Source organism: Microcella sp. (assembly GCF_051860105.1).
GTDB lineage: Bacteria > Actinomycetota > Actinomycetes > Actinomycetales > Microbacteriaceae > Microcella.
This window is the reverse complement of sequence record NZ_JBHYEO010000006.1, coordinates 78,072-98,667: the sequence shown is the minus strand read 5'-3', so window position 1 is coordinate 98,667 and position 20,596 is coordinate 78,072. Positions and strand designations below refer to the sequence as shown.

Genomic DNA, 20,596 nt, shown 5'->3' with positions numbered 1-20,596 from the left:
CCCACGCCGGTGCGCGGCAGTATTCTCGCCAGGTGACCAGCGCTCCTCCCCCCGCTCCTCCTCGCTCCTCCGACGCATGGATCGCGGTGCAGTTCACGCTCGCCGGAGTCGTCTGGGGTGCGAGCTTCCTGTTCATCGCCCTCGCGCTCGAAGGCCTCTCGCCCGCCCAGGTCGCGACCGGTCGCACCCTGTTCGGCGCGATCACGCTCGGGCTCATCGCGCTCGTCACACGCGACCGTCTGCCGCGATCGCGGCGGGTGTGGGCGCACCTGGCGTTGCTGTCGGTGACCTTCGCGGTCATCCCCTACATGCTCTTCGCCTGGGCGCAGCAGTATGTGGCGTCCGGGGTCGCGAGCATCCTCAACGCCACGACGCCGATCATGACGGCGCTCATCGCGGGGCTCGCCTTCCGCATCGAGAGGCTCTCGCGCGAGCAGGTGCTCGGCATCGTCGTGGGCATCGTCGGCGTCGTCGTCATCGTCGGGCCCTGGCAGGGCATCGAGCCGGGCTCGGGCGGCATCGCGCCCTACCTCGCCCTGCTCGGTGCGACGGCCTGCTACGGCTTCAGCCTCTCCTACATGCGCCGCTTCTTGAGCAACAGCGGGGTCAGCGCGATCGTCTTCAGCTTCGTCATGATCGGCCTCGCGGCGGTGTGGATGCTGCTGCTGACGCCCGTCATCGGCGCCGACCCGATCGAGCTCACGCCGAGGGTGCTCATCGCCATCGTGCTGCTCGGCGCCCTCGGCACGGGCCTCGCCTACGCCTGGAACCAGAACGTCGTGCGCGCCTGGGGGCCGACCCGTGCCGCGACAGTCACCTACATCTCGCCGCCCGTCGGCGTGCTGCTGGGCGTGCTCGTGCTCGGCGAGACGCTCGTCTGGAACGAGCCCGTCGGCGCCGTGCTCGTCATCCTCGGCGTGCTGCTCGCTCAGCGGCGCGTGCGCCTGCCGAGTCGTCACCGCCGCGCGACACCAGACGGTGGGTGACCTCGAGCGCGAGTGAGCCGATCGCGCTCGCACCCACCGTGACGAGCAGCAGCTCGAGGGGCGGAGCGCCGAGCTGCAGGAAGTCGGTGACGACCGGGATGAGCAGCAGCACGGGCAGCCCGAGGTAGGCCGCGACCACGACGAGGCTCGTCACGAGCGTGAACGGCCGCGACAGGATGACGAGCACCCAGAGCGCCGTGAGCGTGAGCGTGATGACAGCGGTGGTCTGCACGACCGCCGCCTCGGCGCCGCCGAGGTAGCTGTAGGCGACGACGGAGATGAGCGTTCCGCCGACGATGAGCCCCGAGGGGATGCAGAACCGCGCCGCCCGTCGGAGGAAGCCGGGGCGGTAGCGCTGGATGTTTGGCAGCAGCGCGAGCACGAGCGCGGGCAGCCCGATCGTGAGGCCGTCGACGATCGACAGCTGGCGGGGCAGGAACGGGAACGGCCAGAGCAGCGCCCCGAACACGACGGCGAAGAGGATGGCGTAGGTCGTCTTCGACAGGAAGAGCTTGGCGAGGCGCTCGACGTTGGCGATGACCTGGCGGCCCTCGGCGACGATGCGCGGCAGGCGGCTGAACTGCCCGTCGAGCAGCACGAGGCGCGCGACCGCGCGCGTCGCCGCCGCGCCCGAGCCCATCGCGATGCCGAGGTCGGCGTGCTTGAGCGCGAGCGCATCGTTGACGCCGTCGCCCGTCATCGCGACGGTGTGGCCGAGGCGCTGCAACGACAGCACCATGGCCTTCTTCTGCTCGGGGGTCACGCGGCCGAAGACGCGGTGCTCGGCCATAATCGCGTCGAGCTCGGGCTCGCTCGTCGGCAGTTCGCGCGCGTCGAACCCCGGCCCGTCATGGTGGATGCCCGCCTCGCGCGCCACCGCGGCCACCGTGCGAGGGTCATCACCCGAGATGACGCACAGCTCGACCTCCTGCTCACGGAAGTAGCTCAGCGTCTCGTGCGCGTCGTCGCGCACCTTCTCGCGGAACGACACGAGGGCGACGGCGCGCAGACCAGCCGGCAGCTCGGGCTCGGGCAGCCGCTCACCCTCGGCGGGCTCGACCGGCGGATCGAGCACCACGTCGGTGCGGGCGAGCACGACCGTGCGCTCGCCGGCGGTCGCGCGGGCGGCGAAGCGCTCGAGAGCATCCGTCGATTCGGGCACACCGGCGAGAACGATGTCGGGAGCGCCGACCACCCAGGTGCCGAGCGTCGGACCCTCGGCGAACGACACGGCGCTCCACTTGCGGCGGCTCGAGAACTCGATCGCGCGCACGGGGATCTCGGCGGGCGGCGACGTGAAGCGCTCGACGAGCGCGCGGGCGGTGGCGTTCGCGTTGCGGTCGGCGCCCATCCACGAGAGGGCGGCCTCGGCAGCCGGGTCGAGCGCGTCGGCGGTCAGCGGCCCGACGCCGTCTAACACCATGCGGCCCTCGGTGAGCGTGCCCGTCTTGTCGAGGCACAGCATGTCGACGCGCGCGAGCCCCTCGACGGCGGCGAGCTCTTGCACGAGCACCTCGCGACGCGCGAGCTTCACGGCGCCGACGGCGAGGGCGACGCTCGTCATGAAGACCAGGCCCTGCGGGATCATCGCGATGAGGCTCGCGGCCGAGGCCACGGTCGCCTCGCGCCACGCGCCCGTCGCGATCGCGACCTCCCAGCCGCCGACCGCCTGCATCTGGCCGTTGACGACGATCGCGCCGACGGGCAGCAGCAGGATGGTGATCCATTTGATGATGCGGGCGATGCCGCTGCGCAGCTCGCTGCGCACGAGCGAGAACTGCTTCGCCTCGGCGGTGATGCGCGCGGCGTACGAGTCGGCCCCGACGCGGATGACCCGCGCGAGCCCGCTGCCCGCCACCACGCTCGAGCCCGACATGAGCTCGCGCCCGGGCGGCGAGGCGACCGGATCGGCCTCGCCCGTGAGCAGCGACTCGTCGACGTCGAGCCCGTGGGCCTCGAGCACCTCGGCATCGGCCGTGACCTGATCGCCCGCGGCGAGCACGAGCAGGTCGTCGAGCACGACCTCGCCCACCGCGATCTCGGCGACCGCTCCATCGCGCATCACCCGCGCCTTCGGGGCGTTGAGCACGGCGAGGCGGCTCAGCGTCAGTTTCGCGCGGAACTCCTGCGCCACCCCGATCACCACGTTGGCGATGACGAAGAACCCGAAGAGGGCGTCTTGCCAGTAGCCGAGCACGAGCAGCAGCGCGAAGCTGCCGCCCACGATCAGGTTGAAGAGCGTGAACAGGTTGGCCTGCATGATGCGCCAGAACGAGCGGCCGGTGTCATTGGGCATGACGTTCGTCTGCCCGAGCTGGGTGCGCGAACGCACCTCAGCGAGAGTGAGCCCTGCAGAACGGGATGCGGCGGTGGTCGTCACGGGCGTGAGCCTAGTGGTGCGGGCTATGCCGCCTTACAGCCGCGCCGTTCTCGCTCCTCCCGCCCGAATGAAGGAGCCGACGCTGCGAGGCGCGGCGTGTCGGAGCAACACGCCGGGCCCGTGCGATCGACATCCTTCATTCGGTTCGCCGCGATCGCTGAACTCGCGTTGGGGGAGGGAAACACCTCAACGAGCGATGCCCAATCGTCATCGTCATCCAGAACGGATGCGCGTAACCTCGCAATGTGTCGAGGGTCCGGGGCGTCGGGGTGGCTACCGGGGTACTCATGGTGATCGCCCTCACCGGGTGCTCGACCATGATGTCGAGTGTCGTCGGGCTCCGTGTTGACGATGATCGCCTCGTAGCCACCGTACTCACATGCGACAACGTCACGTCGGATCAGCGAGAGCTCTCGCGGGTGGGTGGTCAGTTCTTCCTGATTCCGCGACCGACGTGGGACTTCGAGGCGACTGACCATGCCGAAATCGATCTCGACACCGTGGACTCATTCATTGCTGACATCGACCTGGTCGATCGAATGATGATTTCCGACCGCGCGTCCCGAGGCGCCGGAGGGTTCGTGCACTTCTGGGTTGACGATGTGACCAGTCTGAAAGAGGACGAGGTGCTCGCATTCGATCAGGAGCTTGGCGAGATGGCGGTCATGGACGAAGCCGGGCTGCGGGAGCAGCGCGAGTATCTCTGCGCGCTTGTGTCGTGGACTGACGTCCTGCCATAGCCGATATGGCGCGTGAGTGGCGGCGGCCTAGCCGCCGACGAGCGGGCCGAAGCGCGCGGGCAGCGTGTCGCGGTGGGCGTGCCGCAGTTCGGCGTGGCTCAGCGTGAAGCGGTCTTGGATCTCGAGGCCGTCGACCTCGCTGTCGGTCACGCCCACGCGCAGCACGGGCACGTCGCGCCCCGCGCACAGGCCGCGGAACTTCACGTCGTCCTCGCGGGCGACCGACACGAGCGCGCGCCCCTGCGATTCGGCGAGCAGCGCGGCGAGGGCATCCACCCCGTCGCGCTCCATGAGCTCGCCGAGCCAGACGCGGGCTCCGATGCCGAAGCGCAGCACGCCCTCGGCGAGGGTGGCGAGCAGGCCGCCCTCCGAGAGGTCGTGCGCGCTGGTGACCAGGCCCTCCTCCGCGGCCGCGGCGAGCAGGCCGGCGAGGTTCTTCTCGGCCGTCAGGTCGACGCGCGGCGGTAGGCCGCCGAGGTGCCCGTGGATCACGTCGGCCCACACCGAGCCGTCGAGCTCGTCGCGCGTGACGCCGAGCAGGTAGAGGTTCTCGCCGTCGTCCTGCCAGCCGGAGGGCAGGCGGCGGTCGACGTGGTCGATGACGCCCATCACGGCGACGACGGGAGTCGGGTGGATGGGGACGTCGCCGGTCTGGTTGTAGAACGACACGTTGCCGCCGGTCACCGGGATGCCCAGCTCGAGGCAGGCGTCGGCCAGGCCGGTCACCGCGCGCTCGAACTGCCACATCACGTCGGGGTTCTCGGGGCTGCCGAAGTTGAGGCAGTCGCTGACGGCGAGCGGCACGGCGCCGGTCGTGGCGACGTTGCGGTACGCCTCGGCGAGGGCCAGCTGGGCGCCCGTGTACGGGTCGAGCTGACAGTAGCGGCCGTTGGCGTCGGTGGCGAGCGCGACCCCGAGGCCCGACTCCTCGTCGACGCGGATCATGCCGGCGTCGTCGGGCGTCGCGAGGGCGGTGTTGCCGCCGACGTAGTAGTCGTACTGGTCGGTGATCCAGCTCGTGTCGGCGAGGTTCGGCCCGCCGAGCACTCGCAGCGCCTGTGCGCGCAGCTCGGCGTCGTCGGTCGGGCGGGCGAGCCGGCCGGTGCCGTCGGCCTGCAGGGCGTCGAGCCACGCGGGCCGGGCGAAGGGCCGGTGGTAGACGGGGCTGTCGATCGCGACCGTGCGCGGGTCGACGTCGACGATGCGCTCGCCCTTCCAGTCGATGACGAGCCGCCCCGTATCGGTGACCTCGCCGAGCACGCTCGTCTCGACATCCCACTTCGCCGTCACGGCGAGGAAGGCGTCGAGCTTCGACGGCTCGACGATCGCCATCATGCGCTCCTGGCTCTCGCTCATCAGGATCTCTTCGGCCGTCAGCGACGGGTCGCGCAGCAGCACCTGGTCGAGGTCGACGATCATGCCGCCGTCGCCGTTCGCGGCGAGCTCGCTCGTGGCGCACGAGATGCCGGCGGCACCGAGGTCTTGGATGCCCTTCACGAGGTCGCCCGCGAACAGTTCGAGGCAGCACTCGATGAGCACCTTCTCGGCGAAGGGGTCGCCGACCTGCACCGCGGGCCGCTTCGTCGGGCCGCCCTCGCTGAACGTGTCGCTCGCGAGAATGGAGGCGCCGCCGATGCCGTCGCCGCCCGTGCGTGCGCCGAACAGCACGACCTTGTTGCCGACACCGCGCGCGTTCGCCAAGTGCAGGTCTTCGTGCCGCAGCACGCCCACGGCGAGCGCGTTGACGAGCGGGTTCGCCTGGTACACCGAGTCGAAGACCGTCTCGCCGCCGATGTTCGGCAGGCCGAGGCAGTTGCCGTAGTGGCTGATGCCGCTCACGACGCCGGGCACGACGCGCGCCGTGTCGGCGTGGTCGATGGCACCGAAGCGGAGGGCATCCATCACCGCGACCGGTCGCGCGCCCATCGAGATGATGTCGCGTACGATGCCGCCCACGCCCGTCGCCGCGCCCTGGAAGGGCTCGATGTAGCTGGGGTGGTTGTGGCTCTCGATCTTGAAGGTGACGGCCCAGCCCTCGCCGATGTCGACGACGCCCGCGTTCTCGCCCATGCCCACCATCAGATGGGTACGCATCTCGTCGGAGACCTTCTGGCCGAACTGGCGCAGGTGCACCTTGCTCGACTTGTAGGAGCAGTGCTCGCTCCACATGACCGAGTACATCGCTAGCTCGCCGCTCGTGGGGCGGCGGCCGAGCAGATCTTTGATGGCCTGATACTCGTCGGCCTTGAGCCCCAGCGCCTCGAACGGCTGCACCTTCTCGGGGGTGGCGGCGGCGTTGGCCACGGTGTCGGGAGCGGGAATCTGCACGGGGCTCGTCACGGTATTCAGCCTACCGGCGGCCTAGGCTGGTGCCGTCGTCACCAGTTGCACCGCCCGAACCGCCACGGGGAGCCCCTATGAACGCTCGCATCATCTGGACCTACGCCGCGATCGGCGTGCTCGTCTTCCTCGGCGCCATGTTCTTGGGCCTCGCGCTCAACCGCTGAACGCGAGAGGCTGAGCGCATGACCCCCGCGCACCCGCTGGCCGTCGGCGATCTCGTCGACGCAGCCCTGGTGCCCGAGCGGGGCTGGCTGTTCCTGCTCGTGCTCACCCTGCTCACCCTCGCGGTGGCCGTGGTGGTGCTCGTGCTGATCGAGCTGCTCGTGCGCGTGGTCGCGCTGAAGCAGGCCTGGCCCGCCGTGCTGCTGCGCCACACCCGGCCCGCGCTGCGCCTGCTGCTCGTCGCCGTGGCGGTGTGGGCCTCGGTGAGCCTCGCGGCCCCCGAATCCCGTTTCTCCGAGGTGATCGACCGCCTGCTCACGGTGAGCGTCATCGGCCTGTTCACGTGGCTGCTGGTCGAAGTGATCGACTTCGCGTTCGACGGCGCGATGGAGCGGTTCCCGATCGGCGCCGATGCGACGCGCGCCGCCCGCCGCGCGCACACCCAGCTGACCTTCCTGCAGCGGCTCGCGACCGTCATCATCATCATCGTCGGCGTGAGCGCCGCCCTGCTCACCTTCCCCCAGATGCAGGCCGTCGGGGCGAGCCTGCTGGCCTCCGCCGGGCTCGCCGGCATCGTCGCCGGTCTCGCCGCCCAGTCGACGCTCGGCAACGTCTTCGCGGGCGTGCAGATCGCGTTCAGCGATGCCATCCGCGTCGACGACATCGTGATCGTCGAGGGCGAGTGGGGCCGCATCGAAGAGATCACACTCACCTACGTCGTCATCCGCATCTGGGATGACCGGCGTCTCGTCGTGCCGTCGACCCACTTCACCAGCACACCCTTCGAGAACTGGACCCGGACGGGCAGCGAGCTGCTCGGCTCGATCGAGCTCGACCTCGACTGGCGGGTGAGCCCCGCTGCGATGCGCGAACGGCTCGCCGCCGTGCTCGACGGCACGACGCTGTGGGATCGCCGGGTATCGGTGCTGCAGGTCTCCGACGCCACCAACGGGCTCGTGCGCGTGCGCATCCTCGTGAGCGCGGCCGATGCCGGCTCGCTCTTCGACCTGCGCAACTACGTGCGCGAGCAGCTCGTCGAGTGGGTGCAGCTCGAGAGCCCCGGCGCCATGCCGCGCACGCGCGTGCTCGTCGTCGACGCGGCCTCGCGCGACGACGCGGCACCGGTCGTCGACCCCGCCGACGACTCCGCGAAGCGGCAGCTGTTCAGCGGCACGCCCGAAGCCCACCAGCGCGCGGAGCAGATGCTCGCGCCCTCGGCGGATCCCGATGCCCCGAGCCGATCAGGCCCGACGGGCGGCTAGGCCTTCGGAACCGGCGGGCCCAGGATCAGCAGCACGGTGAAGAGCACCACGACCGCGAGCAGGATCAGGCTGGCCAGCAGGTAGGGGTGGTTGAGCATCCACCGCACCAGGCGGTCGAACCAGCGCTGATCACGCGGGTCGTCCGTCGCCTCGCGGCGCCAGTCGCCCTCGAGCTTGCCGGTGCGGTGCGCCCAGAGGTCGAAGGGGATCGTCGCGTAGGGAACGATCGCCGTGACGACCGCGAGCACCCCGAGGCCGGGGTTCCAGCGCTGGTTGATCGCCGTCAGCACGGCCGTCGCCCCGTAGGCGAGGAAGACGAAGCCGTGGATGCTGCCGCCGATCGTCACGGCGATGTCGAGCCCGATCGTGGCGCGCAGGATGAGCCCCGTGATGAGCAGGGTCCAGGTGATCGCCTCGGCGATCGCGACGATGCGGTAGAGCTTCTTCGGGGTGAGGCGCGAGGCCGTGGCGAGGGGAGTGGTCACGCGCCTAGCTCAGCACGCTCTGCTTGATCACCGATGTGAAGAACGTGAGGCCGTCGACGCCCGATCGCATGGCCGCGGGGGTGTTGGGGCCGAAGCCCGGCTCGACCGCGTGCTCGGGGTGCGGCATGAGCCCCACGACGTTGCCGCGCTCGTTGCGCAGGCCCGCGATGTCGCGCAGCGAGCCGTTGGGGTTGACGTCGAGGTAGCGGAAGGCGACGAGGCCCTCGCCCTCGAGGCGGTCGAGCGTCGCCTCGTCGGCGATGAACCCGCCCTCGCCGTTCTTCAGGGGGATGGTGATCTCCTGGCCGACCGTGAAGCCGTTCGTCCATGCCGAGTCGGTGCTCTCGACGCGCAGGCGCTGATCACGGCGGATGAAGTCGCCGTGGTCGTTGCGGATCAGCCCGCCGGGCAGCAGGTGCGCCTCGACGAGAATCTGGAAGCCGTTGCAGATGCCCAGCACGGGCATCCCGCTGTTCGCCGCATCGATGACCTCGGCCATGATCGGCGAGCGCGCCGCGATGGCGCCGCAGCGCAGGTAGTCGCCGTAGCTGAAGCCGCCGGGCAGCACGATGGCGTCGACGCCCTGCAGGTCGTGCGTGCCGTGCCAGAGCGCCACGGGCTCGGCGCCGGCGAGCCGGATCGCACGCTGCGCATCGCGGTCGTCGAGCGAGCCGGGGAAGGTGACGACGCCGATGCGCACTAGCGGGTCTCTCCGGCCACGCCCTCGTTGAGCACGTGCACGCTGATGACGTCTTCGATGACGCCGTTGCTGAGCATGTCGGCCGCGAGCCGCTGGGCCGTCTCGAGCAGGGCCGCGTCGATCTCACCGTCGACGTGCAGCTCGAAGCGCTTGCCGATGCGCACATCGCGGATGCTCTCGTGGCCGAGGCGGTGCAGCGCCCCCGCGACGGCCTTGCCGGCCGGGTCGAGCAGTTCGGCCTTGGGCATGACCTCGACGACGATGGTGGGCACGGATGACTCCCCGGGGTGGGTCGGCGGGCGGATGCGGCCAGTCTATCGAGCGGCGAGTAAGTGGTCCGCGCGCTCGAGGGTGGCCGCGATCGCGGCCGCGTTGCGCTCGTCGGGGCCGAGCGCCCAGGCGCGCGCGGCATCCGGGCTCTTGCCGAAGGCGATGTGGCGGGCGATGAGGCGTTCGTGCCGCGTCGGCTCGTCGAGCACGACGCCGACCGTCACGTCGAGCAACGGCGCGACGCGGTGCCAGCCGTGCTCGCGCAGCAGCAGGTAGTTGCCCTCGACGATGATCGCGCCCACCTCCGCCGCGCCCCCGGCCGGGTCGCCGGTTCGCCGTTCAGGAAGCAGCTCGATCGCGTTGGGCACAGGCTCTTCGACACGCCGGTCGAACCCGGGCGCGCGCACCGCGCTTCCTGAACCGCGTGCATGACGCAGGCGCGTGAGCAGGGCGACGAAGGCGTCGACGTCGAAGGTGTCGGGGGCGCCCATGCGCTCGCGGCGTCCGAGGCGCACGAGCTCGGCCTGCGGCAGGTGGAAGCCGTCCATCGGCAGCACCACCGAGCCGGGCAGCAGTGCGGCGAGCGCGGCGGCCGCGGTCGACTTGCCGGCGCCAGGCGCCCCGGCCAGGCCCACGAGCAGCGGGGCGGATGCCGAGCGCGCGGCGAGCATCCTCTCGACGATCTCGGCGAGGGCGGGAAGGTCGATCGGGGCGCGGCTGGCGCCCGAGCCGGGGCTCACGCCGGGATGCGCGCCGCGATGCCGTGCGCCACGGCGTCGTCGACGATGAACTGCGCCCACTCGACGTTGCCGCTCGCGCTCGCATGGAAGTCGTCGGTGGCGAAGTGGTCGGGGCCGTAGGGCGGCAACGGCGGCGTCATGTGGGCGCGCGGGAAGCGCTCGAACGCGCGGCGCGCGCTCACCTCGAGCGACTGCGCATGCAGGGCGAGCGTGGTGCGCAGCGGTTCGGGCAGGAGGCTGAAGCGGTGGAAGGCCGGCAGCGCGCTCATCAGCACGATCGCCTCGGGGTGCGCACTGAACACCGCGCGCAGGATGCGGGTGATGTCGCGGCGGAAGGCGCGGTGCGAGCGGATCTGCATCGAGTCGTTCGCGCCGAGGCTGATGACGACGACGTCGGTCGGCTCGGCGAGCGCGTCGTCGAGGTGGTCGCGGATGACGTCGCGCGCCGTCGCCCCGTTGCGCCCGCGGGCTCGCCAGCGCACGGGCCGCCCGGTCGCGGCGGTCAGCTCGGCGGCGAGACACCCCGCGAGCCCGTCAGCGGCGTCGTCGACTCCGACTCCGACCGCGAGCGAGTCGCCGAGCACGAGCAGGCGCATCGGGTCGGTGCCGCCGCCGCCCTCCCAGGGCTGGGGCGGCTCGGGCAGCAGCGGCACGACCCGCCGCAGCTTGACCGTCTGCGGCACGATGATCGGTGCGAGGGCGAGCACGATGGCCCGGCTGAGGCGGCGGCCGCGCAGTGGGCGGGGGCTCGAGGTCATGGGCGCGAGTCTAGGCCGGTCGTGGCGCTGTGCAGGCGCCGCGGTCAGTGATCGTCGAGCAGCCGCCCGAAGCCGACGCTCCAGGCGTCCTCCACCGCGAAATCGGCCCAGTCTTTGTACCCGATCGCGCTCGGGTGGAAGTCGTCGCTCGCGAAGAACCCTGACGTGTACGGCGGCGGGGGCGGCGACATGTGCGCGCGCGGTGCGGCCCCGACGAGCTGCCGCGCCTCGCGCTCGAGCGCCTGCGAGTGCCGGTAGAGGCTGCGCCGCAGCGGTTCGGGCAGCAGCGGGAAGCGGAAGAACGCCGGCAGCGACGACATGAGCAGGGCCGCTTCGGGATGCGTGGTGAAGGTGCGCTCGAGGATGCGCCGGATGTCGCGGCGGAACGCCCGCGCCGACCGCAGCGCAAGCGCATCGTTGGCGCCCACAGTGAGGAACACGAGGTCGGTCGGGCCGTGCAGTGCGGGCGTTAGGTACTGCCGCACGAGGTCGCGCGCCGTCGCGCCGTTGCGGCCGGCCGCCCGCCAGTGCACGGGCCGCCCGGTGCGCGCGGCGAGCGCCTCGGCCAGACGCCCGCCGAGGCCGAGGTCGGCGTGGTCGACGCCGACGCCCGCGGCCGTCGAGTCGCCGATCACGAGCAGGTGCAGGGGGCGGGATGCTCCGCCCGGGTCATCGCGACCGTCACGCTCGCCGCCGCCGTCGACGCGTCCCTCCCACGGCAGCGGCGCATCCGGAAGCCGCGGGGTCTCGCGCCGCAGCCGCCGGCCCTGCGGCAGCAGCACGGGAGCCTGCGCCGCGGCGATCGCGCGGCTCAGCCGCAGTCGCCGCGGGGGTCGGTACTCGGTCACGTGCGGGAGTCTAGGCGCGCGAGGGTGCCAGCCGGATGAGCGTGCCCCAGGGGTCGTCGAGCTCGAGGGTGGGCCCGACGTCGCGCACGGCGACTCCGTAGTGCTGCAGGCGCTCAGCCGTGGCGCCGAGCTCGTCGGCGCTCGGCAGCACGAGGTCGACCTGGCCGAGGCCGAGCGCGGGCATCCGTCGGCCGGCACCGCTGCTGCGCCACACGTTCATCGCCATGTGGTGGTGGTAGCCGCCGGCGCTCACGAAGATCGCCTGCTCGCCGTAGGCGTTCGTGAGGTCGAAGCCGAGCTGGTCGACGTAGAAGTGCCGCGCCGTCGCGATGTCGCCGACGCTGAGGTGCACGTGCCCGACCACCGCGGGCGCCGAGCCGTGCGCGGCGAGGGCCTCGTCGGTGAGGTGCTCGCGCAGGAAGGCGTTGGGGTCGAGGAAGAGCGTGGCCATCTCGACGCTGCCGTGCACCCACGACCACTGGGTGCGGTCGCGATCCCAGTACAGTTCGACGCCGTTGCCCTCGGGGTCGTCGAAGTAGAAGGCCTGGCTGACGAGGTGGTCGCTCGACCCCGTGAAGCGATTCGGGTGGGTCGTCGCCACGGTGTAGACAGCGGCGGCGAGGGCCGCCTGGGTCTCGAAGAGGATCGCCGTGTGGAAGAGCCCGGCCTCGCGCGGCCCGGCATGCCGGAGCGTCGGGCTGTGCCGCAGAACGACGAGGGGCTGTTCTGCTGAGGCGGGGGCACCGGATGCTGCGCCCGCGTCACCCGTCTGCCCGAGCGTCACGACCGGCCCCGCGGAGTCGAGCACCCTCAGACCCACCGCGTCGCGGTAGTACGCCGTCATCGCGTCGAGGTCGGCCACGTCGAGGGTGACGGGGCCCATCGCGGTGTCGGCGGCGAGTCGGGTGCTGTCGGTCATGCCCGAGTCAACCGTCGGGCACGCCGCGCCATTCCGCCGTCAGGCGCAGAGGCGGTCGATGAGCTCGCGATAGCGCGCGGCCGTGCGCTCGACGATCTCGGGCGGCAGGGCCGGGGGCTCGCCCTGCTTGTTCCAGTTCGCGGCGAGCCAGTCGCGCACGATCTGCTTGTCGAAGCTGTCCATGCGCGAGGGGCCGCCGGCCGCGTACAGCGCGGCGTCCCAGTAGCGCGAGCTGTCGCTCGTCAGCACCTCGTCGGCGAGGGTCAGCACGCCCGCGGCCGGGTCGGTGCCGAATTCGAACTTGGTGTCGGCGAGCAGCACGCCGCGCTCGGCGGCGATGGCGCTCGCCGCGGAGAAGATCGCGAGCGACGCATCCCGCAACTGTGTCGCGGCCGCGTCGCCGACGAGCTCGACCGAGCGCTCAAAGGTGATGTTCTCGTCGTGCTCGCCGAGCGGCGCCTTGAACGCGGGCGTGTAGAGCGGTTCGGGCAGGCGGTCGCCGTCGCGCAGGCCGGCGGGCAGTGGAATTCCGCACACTGTGCCCGAGGCCTGGTACTCGGCCCAGCCCGATCCGGTCAGGTAGCCGCGCACGACGCACTCGATCGGCAGCATGTCGAGGCGCCGCACGAGCATCGCGCGGTCGGCGAGCTCGGCTGGCACCTCGGGTAGGGCGGGGCCGTCGGGGTCGACGACGGCGAGGTGGTTCGGCACCGCGAGCCGGTCGAACCACCAGCGCGTGAGCTGGGTCAGCAGCGCGCCCTTGCCGGGGATGCCCGGCTCGAGCACGTGGTCGAACGCGCTGACCCGATCGCTCGCGACGACGAGCATGAGCGTCGGATGCTGCGGGTGCTCGTAGAGGTCGCGCACCTTGCCCGAGTAGACGTGGTGCCAGCCGAGCGTCGCGTGAGCATCCGGCACCGTCATCAGACGACCCGGGCCGCGATGTCGGTGCGGTACTGGCCGCCCTCGAGGCCGATGCGGCCGATCGCCTCGTAGGCGCGGGCCCGGGCCTGGGCGAAATCGGAGCCGGTCGCGACGACGCTCAGCACGCGGCCGCCCGTGGCGCAGAAGCCGTCGGCGGTGCGGGCCGTGGCGGCGTGGGCGATCGTGACGCCCTCGACCGCGGCGGCCTCGTCGAGCCCCGTGAGCGCGCGGCCCGTGACGGGGGTGTCGGGGTAGCCCTCGCTCGCGAGCACCACGGTGACGGCCACGTCGTCGCGGAACTCGGGGTGCGGCATGCCCGCGAGCTGGCCCGTGCTCGCCGCGAAGAGCAGTGCGCTCAGGGGCGTGACGAGCCGCGGCAGCACGACCTGCGTCTCGGGGTCGCCGAAGCGCGCATTGAACTCGATGACGCGGATGCCCTGCTCGGTGACGATGAGGCCGCAGTAGAGCAGGCCGATAAAGGGCGTGCCCTCATGCTCGAGCTGGCGCACCGTCGGCTCGGCGACCGTGCGGATGACCTCGTCCACGAACCCCTCAGGCGCCCACGGCAGCGGCGAGTACGCCCCCATGCCGCCCGTGTTCGGTCCGGTGTCGCCGTCACCGATGCGCTTGTAGTCTTGCGCGGGGCTCAGCGGCACGACCGTGTGGCCGTCGCTCAGCAGGAAGAGGCTGACCTCCTGGCCAGCCAAGAACTCCTCGACGAGCACGCCGCCCTGCTGCAGGTAGTGCGCGGCGTGGGCCACGGCGGCGGCGCGGTCGCTCGTGACGATGACGCCCTTGCCCGCGGCGAGGCCGTCGGCCTTGACGACGTAGGGGGCGCCGAGCTCGGCGATCGCGGCCTCGGCCTCGGCGAGGGTTCCGACGCGGATGGCGCGGCCCGTCGGCACGCCCGCCTCGTCCATGATGCGCTTGGCGAAGGCCTTCGAGCCCTCGAGCTGGGCGGCAGCCTGGCCCGGGCCGAACACGGCGATGCCGCGGCGGCGCACCGCGTCGGCGACTCCCGCGACAAGCGGCGCCTCGGGCCCGATGATGACGAGCTCGATGTCGTTGTCGACCGCGTAGTCGGCCACGACGTCGCCGCGCGTCGCGTCGAGGGCGACCGTCGGCACGACCGTGGCGATGCCGGCGTTGCCGGGGGCCGCGGTGATCTCGTGCGGAGCGGCGCCCGCCGGCCGCGCCTCGCTCAGCAGGGCCGTGATGATGGCGTGCTCGCGGGCACCCGAACCGAGGACGAGGATTCTCACCCGGTCAGCCTACCGAGCGCCGGTACCCTCGCAGCATGGCCAGAGCGCGCATCGACGAGCACACGGGGCGGGATGCTGTGCGCGCGGTGCTCGACGGCACCGCCGAGCGCACCGACCTCGCGATGGCCGTGCGCTACCTGCTGCAGGCGCTCGCCGAGGCCAGCCCGGGCCGCAGCGTCGAGGTGCGCGTGCCGCCGTTCGGTGCCGTGCAGGCCGTCGATGGCCCGCGTCACACGCGCGGCACGCCGCCCAACGTCGTCGAGCTCGACGCCGAGACCTTCGTCGCGATCGCGACGGGGTCGCTCGTGTGGGGCGAGGCGGCGTCGGCGGGTCGCGTACACGCATCCGGTGCCCGCTCTGATCTGTCGGGCCTGTTCCCCCTGCAGTATTGACCCGTCACTCAGCGCCGTGCGCCAGAATGTCGGCGTGAGCACTCCTGCCGAACCGACGCCCGACCGCACCACGGTGTCGGTGCGGCGCGCCCCCAAGATCCCCGCGTTCCTGGTGGTGGGCGGCCTCATCGGGTTTCTCGCGACGCTCGTGGCGACGAGCCTCTTCCCCGCCGACCCGCAGGTCGGCTACGCGGCGCTGCTCGGCTACTTCTCGCTCTACGGGGTGACGGCGGGCGTGCTGCTCGGCGCGATCATCGGCGTCGTGCTCGACCGGCGCTCGCAGCGCCGGGCTCGCACCGTGGCCGCCGAGCGCGAGGTCGTCGACGCCGCGCCCGTGGAGGGCGAGCTCGAGGACTGAGCCTCTAGCTCAGCTGGTTCTGCTCGACCCAGCGCAGGTACTCGGGGGTCACGGTGCCGGTGACGTAGTCGCCCGTGAAGCAGCTCATCTCGAGCGACTCGATGCCGCTGCCCTCGATGATGGCGGCCTGCATGTCGGCGACCTCCTGGTAGATCAGGTAGTCGCTGCCGAGCTCGGTGTTGATCTCGGGGATCTTGCGGCCGTGCGCGATGAGCTCGGTGCGCGTCGGCATGTTGATGCCGTAGACGTGCGGGTAGCGCACGGGCGGTGCGGCCGAGGTGAAGGTGACCTTGTTGGCGCCGGCGGCGCGGGCCATCTCGACGATCTCTTTCGAGGTCGTGCCGCGCACGATCGAGTCGTCGACGATGAGGATGTTCTTGCCCGCGAACTCGCTCGACATGGCGTTGAGCTTCTGCTTGACGCTCTTCTTGCGTTCGGCCTGCCCGGGCATGATGAAGGTGCGGCCGACGTAGCGGTTCTTGTAGAAGCCCTCGCGGTATTCGATGCCGAGCTTCTGCGCCACCTGCATCGCGGCGGGGCGCGACGAGTCGGGAATCGGCATGACGACGTCGATGTCGCCCTTGGGCGTGTACTGCGCGATCGTGTCGGCGAGGCGGTCGCCCAGACGCAGACGCGCCTCGTAGACCGAGATGCCGTTCATGATCGAGTCGGGCCGCGCCAGGTAGACGTACTCGAACGAGCAGGGGATCAGGCGCGGGTTCGCGGCGCACTGCTTCGACACCATCTCGCCCGAGGCCGAGATGAACACGGCCTCGCCCGGCGCCACGTCGCGCACGGTCTCGTAGCCGGCGGCCTCGAGAACGAGCGACTCGCTCGCGACGACCCACTCATCGCCCGTGAGCCCCGTCGTGCGGCGGCCGAGCACGAGCGGGCGGATGCCGAAGGGGTCGCGGAATGCGAGAAGCCCGTGCCCGGCGATGAGCGCGATCGCGGCGTACGAGCCCTCGACGCGCTCGTGCAGGCGGCTGATCGCGGCGAAGACCTGGTCGGGGTCGAGGTCGGCGCCCGACACCTGGGCCTGCAGCTCGTGCGCGAGCACGTTGACGAGCAGCTCGGTGTCGCTGTTGGTGTTGAGGTGCCGGCGGTCGACGTCGAACAGCTCGCGCGTGAGCTCGCGCGTGTTCGTCAGGTTGCCGTTGTGCACGAGGATGATGCCGTACGGCGCGTTCACGTAGAACGGCTGCGCCTCTTCTTCACTGGATGCTGAACCCCGCGTGGCGTACCGCACGTGCCCCAGGCCCATGGTGCCCAGCAGGCTGCGCATGTCGCGCGTGCGATAGGCCTCGCGCACCTGCCCCTTGGCCTTCGCCATGTGCAGCACGCGACCCTCGGCCGTGGCGATGCCGGTGCTGTCTTGCCCCCGATGCTGCAGCAGTGCGAGGGCGTCGTAGACCTGCTGGTTGACCGGACTCGACGAGACGATGCCGACGATGCCGCACATGCGGGGCGTGCTCCAGACCGTAAGGTTGACGGTGACGAGAGGCCAGTCTGTCAGACCGCGGAACGGATGAACGAATGACGAATTCTTATGCCGCCGCCGGCGTCGACACCGCCGCGGGCGACCGCGCGGTCGAGCTCATGAAGGCCTCCGTGGGCGCCACGCACGGCCCCGAGGTGCTCGGCGGCGTCGGCGGATTCGCGGGCCTCTTCGATGCGAGCGCTCTGCTCGGCTACCGTCGCCCGCTGCTGGCCACGAGCACCGACGGCGTCGGCACGAAGGTCGCGATCGCGCAGGCCCTCGACATCCACGACACGATCGGGCAAGACCTGGTCGCGATGGTCGTCGACGACATCGTCGTCGTGGGGGCGAAGCCCCTGTTCATGACCGACTACATCGCGTGCGGCACGGTGCACCCGCAGCGCATCGCCGACATCGTGCGCGGCATCGCCGAGGCCTGCGCCGCGACGGGCACGGCGCTCGTCGGCGGCGAGACCGCCGAGCACCCCGGACTGCTCGGCCCCGACGACTACGACGTCGCGGGCGCCGCGGTCGGCGTGGTCGAGGCCGACGAGGTGCTCGGCCCCGAGCGGGTGCAGCACGGCGACGTCGTCATCGCGATGGCGAGCTCGGGCCTGCACTCCAACGGCTTCTCGCTCGTGAGGCACATCCTCGCCTCGCGTGGCATCGGCTATCACGACGAGCTGCCCGAGTTCGGCGGCGTCGTGGGCCAAACGCTGCTCACGCCCACCGCGCTCTACACGGCGCCGTTGCTCGACGCGCTCGCCGAGCTGCCCGGCGCCATCCACGCCCTCAGCCACGTGACCGGCGGCGGCATCGCCGCCAACCTCGCGCGCGTGCTGCCCGTCGGCAGCTGGGTCGAGGTCGATCGTGGCTCGTGGAGCCCGCCCGCGGTGTTCCGCGTGCTCGCCGACCTCGCGGGTGACACTCTCGAATCGACCGAGGGCACGTGGAACCTCGGGCTCGGGATGCTCGCCGTCGTCGCCCACGACACCGCGAGCTCCGTCATCCGCGCGCTCGAGAGCCGAGGCGTGCCCGCGTGGGTCGTCGGCCGCGTCTCGACCGCCGCGCACGACCTCACCGGGTTCGAGCAGGGCGCGAAGGGCGTGAACGGCGGAGCCGTGAAGCTCGTCGGCTCGTACGCCGACGGAACCTAGGCGGTCTGCGCCGCCGGGTTCTCGGCGTCGTCGTCTTCGTCGAGATCGTCGTCGTCATCGACCAGATCGGCCCACTTGTCGACGTACTCGTTCTCGTGAGCGGCTGCCGCGAGCTCGCGCTCGAGGGCCGTCAGGTTCGTGTCGGGAGTGAAGTACTTCAACTCGCGAGCCACCTTGGTGTGCTTCGCCTTCTGTCGGCCGCGCCCCATGCGTGACCCCCTCACAGTGTGTCGTCGGGTGAGCTAGGGAGAACCCCAGAATGCCGAGTCGGGACGGTAGAAAAACTGTTCCGAAGTTTAGCACGCACGGCCCGAGAGCCGACCCGATCCCCAGCCGCAGCATCCGGCGCACCCGGTAGCGTAGAGCGGGTGACGACCCCCGACCTGACGACCTCCTGCGTCGTCATCGGGGCGGGCCAAGCAGGTCTCTCGGTGGCCTACTACTTGAAGCGCCTCGGGCTCGAGGCGGGGCAAGAATTCGTGCTGCTCGACCGCGGGCCGGGCACCGGTGGCGCCTGGCAGTTTCGGTGGGAGGCGCTGCGGCTCGGTTCGGCGCACCGCGTCAACGACCTGCCGGGCATGGACGAGCTCGGGCTGAGCTTTGCGACCGCCGACCACCACGCCCCCGCGCGCGACGTCGTCGCCGACTACTACCAGCAGTACGAGCAGCACTACGGCCTGCAGGTCGTGCGGCCCGCCGCCGTGACCCACGTGGAAGACCTCGGCCGCGATCTGCTCGTGCGGCTGACCACGGAGAACGGCTCGCTCGAGCTCGGCGCCTCGACGATCGTGAACGCGACGGGTACATGGGGCTCGCCCTTCGTGCCCTGGTATCCCGGCCGCGACGGCTTCCTCGGCCGGCAGGTGCACACGGCCGACTACGTCGCCGCGGAGGAGTTCGCGGGTCTCAATGTCGTCGTCGTCGGGGCGGGGACGAGTGCGATCGGCTTCATCCTCGAGCTCGAGCCGCACGCGGCGAGCATCACGTGGGCGACGCGCCGCCCGCCCGAGTTTCTCGACGAGGTCGAACTCAACCTCGAGGCTGCCGAGAAGGCCGTCGCGGCGCAAGACGACGCGGCCCGCGCCGGCCGCGCTCTGCCGAGCATCGTCTCGGGAACAGGCGTGCCGCGCACGCGCCGCATCCAGGCCGCCCTCGATCGCGGCGTGCTCGACTACCGCCCGATGTTCACGAGCATCGAACCGGATGCGGTGCTCTGGGAGGACGGCACGCGCCAGCCCGCCGACGCGATCATCTGGGCCACCGGCTTCCGGCCCGAGCTGCGCCACCTCGCCCCGCTCAAGCTGCGTGAGAAGGAGGGCGGCGTCTCGGTGGCGAGCCACCACTCGGCGCGCGACCCCCGCGTGTTCTTCGCCGGGTACGGCCCCGCCGCCTCGACCATCGGCGCCAACCGCGCGGGCCGCAACATCGCGCGGCAGGTCGTCGCGACGCTCAGCAAGATGGGGCGCTGAGCGTGGACCTCGTCACGATCGCGATTCTGACGGGCGTGGTGCTCACCGTGCTGCTCACCGTGCTCGCGGTCATCGCGATCATCGTGCTCGCGCCCGCCGTGCGGCGAGCCATGGCCCAGCGCTCAGGCTCCGAGCCGCGCGAGCCCGACTCCGGCGATCACGGCTGAGATACCGAGCAGGAGGTTGAGCGACACGCTCAGCGCCGCCGCGCGGCTGCGGCCGTCGAGAACGAGCTGCACCGTCTCGACCGACAGGGTGCTGAAGGTCGTGAGGCCGCCGCAGAAACCGCTCAGCACGATGAGCTGCAGACCCGGGTCGAGCGGAGAGCCCAGCGCGAGCCCGGCCACGAACGAGCCGACCACGTTGACGGCGGCCACCGCCCAGGGCAGGCGACCGCGCCCCGCGAGCAGCGTCGACACGAGGTAGCGGGCGAGGGCGCCGACCGCCCCGGCCCCGACCGCCGCGACGAGCACAAGCGGAGTCACTCGGTCACCTCATCGATCGCCCGAGCACCCGGCCCGGAGCCCCTGCGCCCGAGCGCGAGGCCCGCCCCGGCCGCCAGCAGGCCGAGTGCGAGGCTCACCACCACGGTGCCGACGGCCAGCAGAGCATCGCCTGCCTCGGCGAGCGCGACGACCGACACGGCGAGAGCCGAGAAGGTCGTGAACGAGCCGAGCAGTCCGGCGCCGAGCCCCGCGCGGGCCCATCCGGGCACGCGCGGCCACACGAGCGCGACGAGCAGGCCGAGCACGAACGCACCCAGCGTGTTGACGATGAGCGTGCTCAGCGCGACCTGGTCGAGGGTGTGCGGCAGAGCCGCATCCACCGCGAGTCTCAGCGCGGTGCCGAGCGCGCCGCCGACGAGAACAGCGGCGAGATCGCGCGGGCCGGGTCGCGCGCCGGCGACCGGATGCGCGCTCGAGGTCATGCCGCGAGCCTAGCGAGGGCGCCCCTGGCCCGA

General features: G+C 71.5%; 23 protein-coding genes. 8 read left to right on the top strand and 15 right to left on the bottom strand.

From position 1 onward, the window contains the following. The first annotated feature begins 32 nt into the window (after nt 1–32). The gene (locus tag ACTIE9_RS05170; RefSeq protein ID WP_439564510.1) at nt 33–986 is read left to right on the top strand and encodes a DMT family transporter; all 954 of its coding nucleotides are present in this window, start codon (nt 33–35) and stop codon (nt 984–986) included. Here the strand turns inward: ACTIE9_RS05170 and ACTIE9_RS05165 are convergent. Then, nucleotides 907–3,366 (bottom strand): HAD-IC family P-type ATPase, encoded by a 2,460-nt coding sequence (locus tag ACTIE9_RS05165; protein WP_439564509.1) that lies wholly within the window; start codon nt 3,364–3,366, stop codon nt 907–909. The genes ACTIE9_RS05170 and ACTIE9_RS05165 overlap by 80 nt on opposite strands. A gap of 287 nt (nt 3,367–3,653) precedes the next feature. Here ACTIE9_RS05165 and ACTIE9_RS05160 point away from each other — a divergent pair, with 287 nt between their 5' ends. Next, nucleotides 3,654–4,106, top strand: a complete 453-nt coding sequence (locus ACTIE9_RS05160; protein WP_439564508.1) for a hypothetical protein — start codon at nt 3,654–3,656, stop codon at nt 4,104–4,106. Between the two features lie 27 nt (nt 4,107–4,133). Here ACTIE9_RS05160 and purL read toward each other — a convergent pair whose 3' ends face one another. Next, entirely contained in the window at nt 4,134–6,446 is a 2,313-nt protein-coding gene (gene purL, locus ACTIE9_RS05155) for a phosphoribosylformylglycinamidine synthase subunit PurL (protein ID WP_439564507.1), read from the bottom strand. 185 nt (nt 6,447–6,631) lie between these two features. Here purL and ACTIE9_RS05150 point away from each other — a divergent pair, with 185 nt between their 5' ends. Continuing rightward, nucleotides 6,632–7,873 (top strand): mechanosensitive ion channel family protein, encoded by a 1,242-nt coding sequence (locus ACTIE9_RS05150; RefSeq protein ID WP_439564506.1) that lies wholly within the window; start codon nt 6,632–6,634, stop codon nt 7,871–7,873. On the opposite strand, the gene ACTIE9_RS05145 is transcribed toward ACTIE9_RS05150, so the two are convergent. Genes ACTIE9_RS05145 through purD form a run of 9 tightly spaced genes read right to left on the bottom strand, consistent with a single transcriptional unit; the run spans nt 7,870 to nt 14,779 of the window. Further along, nucleotides 7,870–8,358 (bottom strand): DUF3817 domain-containing protein, encoded by a 489-nt coding sequence (locus ACTIE9_RS05145; RefSeq protein WP_439564505.1) that lies wholly within the window; start codon nt 8,356–8,358, stop codon nt 7,870–7,872. The two genes, ACTIE9_RS05150 and ACTIE9_RS05145, sit on opposite strands and share 4 nt — an antisense overlap. 4 nt (nt 8,359–8,362) lie before the next feature. Continuing rightward, nucleotides 8,363–9,058: a phosphoribosylformylglycinamidine synthase subunit PurQ gene (gene purQ / locus ACTIE9_RS05140; RefSeq protein ID WP_439564504.1), complete on the bottom strand. Its 696-nt coding sequence runs from the start codon at nt 9,056–9,058 to the stop codon at nt 8,363–8,365. Beyond that, complete coding sequence (purS, locus tag ACTIE9_RS05135; protein WP_439564503.1) at nt 9,058–9,330, bottom strand: phosphoribosylformylglycinamidine synthase subunit PurS; 273 nt, start codon at nt 9,328–9,330, stop codon at nt 9,058–9,060. The genes purQ and purS overlap by 1 nt, the downstream gene beginning before the upstream one ends. Nucleotides 9,331–9,372: 42 nt before the next feature. Further along, nucleotides 9,373–10,068 (bottom strand): nucleoside/nucleotide kinase family protein, encoded by a 696-nt coding sequence (locus ACTIE9_RS05130; protein ID WP_439564502.1) that lies wholly within the window; start codon nt 10,066–10,068, stop codon nt 9,373–9,375. After that, entirely contained in the window at nt 10,065–10,826 is a 762-nt protein-coding gene (locus ACTIE9_RS05125) for an SGNH/GDSL hydrolase family protein (RefSeq protein WP_439564501.1), read from the bottom strand. The genes ACTIE9_RS05130 and ACTIE9_RS05125 overlap by 4 nt, the downstream gene beginning before the upstream one ends. 44 nt (nt 10,827–10,870) lie before the next feature. Further along, on the bottom strand, nt 10,871–11,674 hold the full coding sequence (locus ACTIE9_RS05120; protein WP_439564500.1) for an SGNH/GDSL hydrolase family protein: 804 nt from the start codon (nt 11,672–11,674) through the stop codon (nt 10,871–10,873). 10 nt (nt 11,675–11,684) lie between these two features. Continuing rightward, nucleotides 11,685–12,593: a VOC family protein gene (locus ACTIE9_RS05115; RefSeq protein WP_439564499.1), complete on the bottom strand. Its 909-nt coding sequence runs from the start codon at nt 12,591–12,593 to the stop codon at nt 11,685–11,687. 39 nt (nt 12,594–12,632) lie between these two features. After that, nucleotides 12,633–13,517, bottom strand: a complete 885-nt coding sequence (locus tag ACTIE9_RS05110) for a phosphoribosylaminoimidazolesuccinocarboxamide synthase (RefSeq protein ID WP_439564498.1) — start codon at nt 13,515–13,517, stop codon at nt 12,633–12,635. After that, nucleotides 13,517–14,779 carry a phosphoribosylamine--glycine ligase gene (gene purD, locus ACTIE9_RS05105; protein WP_439564497.1) on the bottom strand — a complete coding sequence of 421 codons (1,263 nt, stop codon included), beginning with the start codon at nt 14,777–14,779 and terminating at the stop codon, nt 13,517–13,519. Before purD ends, ACTIE9_RS05110 begins: the two co-directional genes overlap by 1 nt. A gap of 35 nt (nt 14,780–14,814) precedes the next feature. Here purD and ACTIE9_RS05100 point away from each other — a divergent pair, with 35 nt between their 5' ends. Beyond that, the gene (locus ACTIE9_RS05100) at nt 14,815–15,171 is read left to right on the top strand and encodes a sterol carrier family protein (RefSeq protein WP_439564496.1); all 357 of its coding nucleotides are present in this window, start codon (nt 14,815–14,817) and stop codon (nt 15,169–15,171) included. A 34-nt stretch (nt 15,172–15,205) separates the two neighbouring features. Then, nucleotides 15,206–15,529 (top strand): hypothetical protein, encoded by a 324-nt coding sequence (locus ACTIE9_RS05095; protein ID WP_439564495.1) that lies wholly within the window; start codon nt 15,206–15,208, stop codon nt 15,527–15,529. Between the two features lie 4 nt (nt 15,530–15,533). Here the strand turns inward: ACTIE9_RS05095 and purF are convergent, their stop codons facing one another. Next, nucleotides 15,534–16,991, bottom strand: a complete 1,458-nt coding sequence (purF, locus tag ACTIE9_RS05090; RefSeq protein WP_439564494.1) for an amidophosphoribosyltransferase — start codon at nt 16,989–16,991, stop codon at nt 15,534–15,536. A gap of 74 nt (nt 16,992–17,065) precedes the next feature. Between purF and purM the strand changes: the two genes are divergently transcribed. Beyond that, nucleotides 17,066–18,166 carry a phosphoribosylformylglycinamidine cyclo-ligase gene (gene purM, locus ACTIE9_RS05085; RefSeq protein WP_439564493.1) on the top strand — a complete coding sequence of 367 codons (1,101 nt, stop codon included), beginning with the start codon at nt 17,066–17,068 and terminating at the stop codon, nt 18,164–18,166. Here purM and ACTIE9_RS05080 read toward each other — a convergent pair. Further along, nucleotides 18,163–18,375 (bottom strand): DUF3073 domain-containing protein, encoded by a 213-nt coding sequence (locus ACTIE9_RS05080; protein ID WP_439564492.1) that lies wholly within the window; start codon nt 18,373–18,375, stop codon nt 18,163–18,165. The two genes, purM and ACTIE9_RS05080, sit on opposite strands and share 4 nt — an antisense overlap. Before the next feature lie 159 nt (nt 18,376–18,534). On the opposite strand from ACTIE9_RS05080, the gene ACTIE9_RS05075 reads away from it, so the two are divergent. Together ACTIE9_RS05075 and ACTIE9_RS05070 are read left to right on the top strand one after the other, a co-directional pair. After that, nucleotides 18,535–19,635: an NAD(P)-binding domain-containing protein gene (locus ACTIE9_RS05075; protein ID WP_439564491.1), complete on the top strand. Its 1,101-nt coding sequence runs from the start codon at nt 18,535–18,537 to the stop codon at nt 19,633–19,635. 2 nt (nt 19,636–19,637) lie between these two features. Next, entirely contained in the window at nt 19,638–19,802 is a 165-nt protein-coding gene (locus tag ACTIE9_RS05070) for a hypothetical protein (RefSeq protein ID WP_439564490.1), read from the top strand. Here the strand turns inward: ACTIE9_RS05070 and ACTIE9_RS05065 are convergent. Both ACTIE9_RS05065 and ACTIE9_RS05060 read right to left on the bottom strand, forming a co-directional pair. Then, complete coding sequence (locus ACTIE9_RS05065; RefSeq protein ID WP_439564489.1) at nt 19,758–20,120, bottom strand: fluoride efflux transporter FluC; 363 nt, start codon at nt 20,118–20,120, stop codon at nt 19,758–19,760. The two genes, ACTIE9_RS05070 and ACTIE9_RS05065, sit on opposite strands and share 45 nt — an antisense overlap. Beyond that, nucleotides 20,117–20,563, bottom strand: coding sequence for a fluoride efflux transporter FluC (locus tag ACTIE9_RS05060; protein ID WP_439564488.1), 447 nt, complete (start codon nt 20,561–20,563; stop codon nt 20,117–20,119). Before ACTIE9_RS05060 ends, ACTIE9_RS05065 begins: the two co-directional genes overlap by 4 nt. Nucleotides 20,564–20,596 lie beyond the last annotated feature (33 nt).

Bases quoted from the DNA above. Each gene is read 5' to 3' on its own strand.
- ACTIE9_RS05160 (WP_439564508.1), top strand. From the start codon at position 3,654: ATGGTGATCGCCCTCACCGGGTGCTCGACCATGATGTCGAGTGTCGTC.
- ACTIE9_RS05150 (WP_439564506.1), top strand. From the start codon at position 6,632: ATGACCCCCGCGCACCCGCTGGCCGTCGGCGATCTCGTCGACGCAGCC.
- ACTIE9_RS05125 (WP_439564501.1), bottom strand. From the start codon at position 10,826: ATGACCTCGAGCCCCCGCCCACTGCGCGGCCGCCGCCTCAGCCGGGCC.
- ACTIE9_RS05115 (WP_439564499.1), bottom strand. From the start codon at position 12,593: ATGACCGACAGCACCCGACTCGCCGCCGACACCGCGATGGGCCCCGTC.
- ACTIE9_RS05110 (WP_439564498.1), bottom strand. From the start codon at position 13,517: ATGACGGTGCCGGATGCTCACGCGACGCTCGGCTGGCACCACGTCTAC.
- ACTIE9_RS05100 (WP_439564496.1), top strand. From the start codon at position 14,815: ATGGCCAGAGCGCGCATCGACGAGCACACGGGGCGGGATGCTGTGCGC.
- purF (WP_439564494.1), bottom strand. From the start codon at position 16,991: ATGTGCGGCATCGTCGGCATCGTCTCGTCGAGTCCGGTCAACCAGCAG.
- purM (WP_439564493.1), top strand. From the start codon at position 17,066: ATGACGAATTCTTATGCCGCCGCCGGCGTCGACACCGCCGCGGGCGAC.
- ACTIE9_RS05080 (WP_439564492.1), bottom strand. From the start codon at position 18,375: ATGGGGCGCGGCCGACAGAAGGCGAAGCACACCAAGGTGGCTCGCGAG.
- ACTIE9_RS05060 (WP_439564488.1), bottom strand. From the start codon at position 20,563: ATGACCTCGAGCGCGCATCCGGTCGCCGGCGCGCGACCCGGCCCGCGC.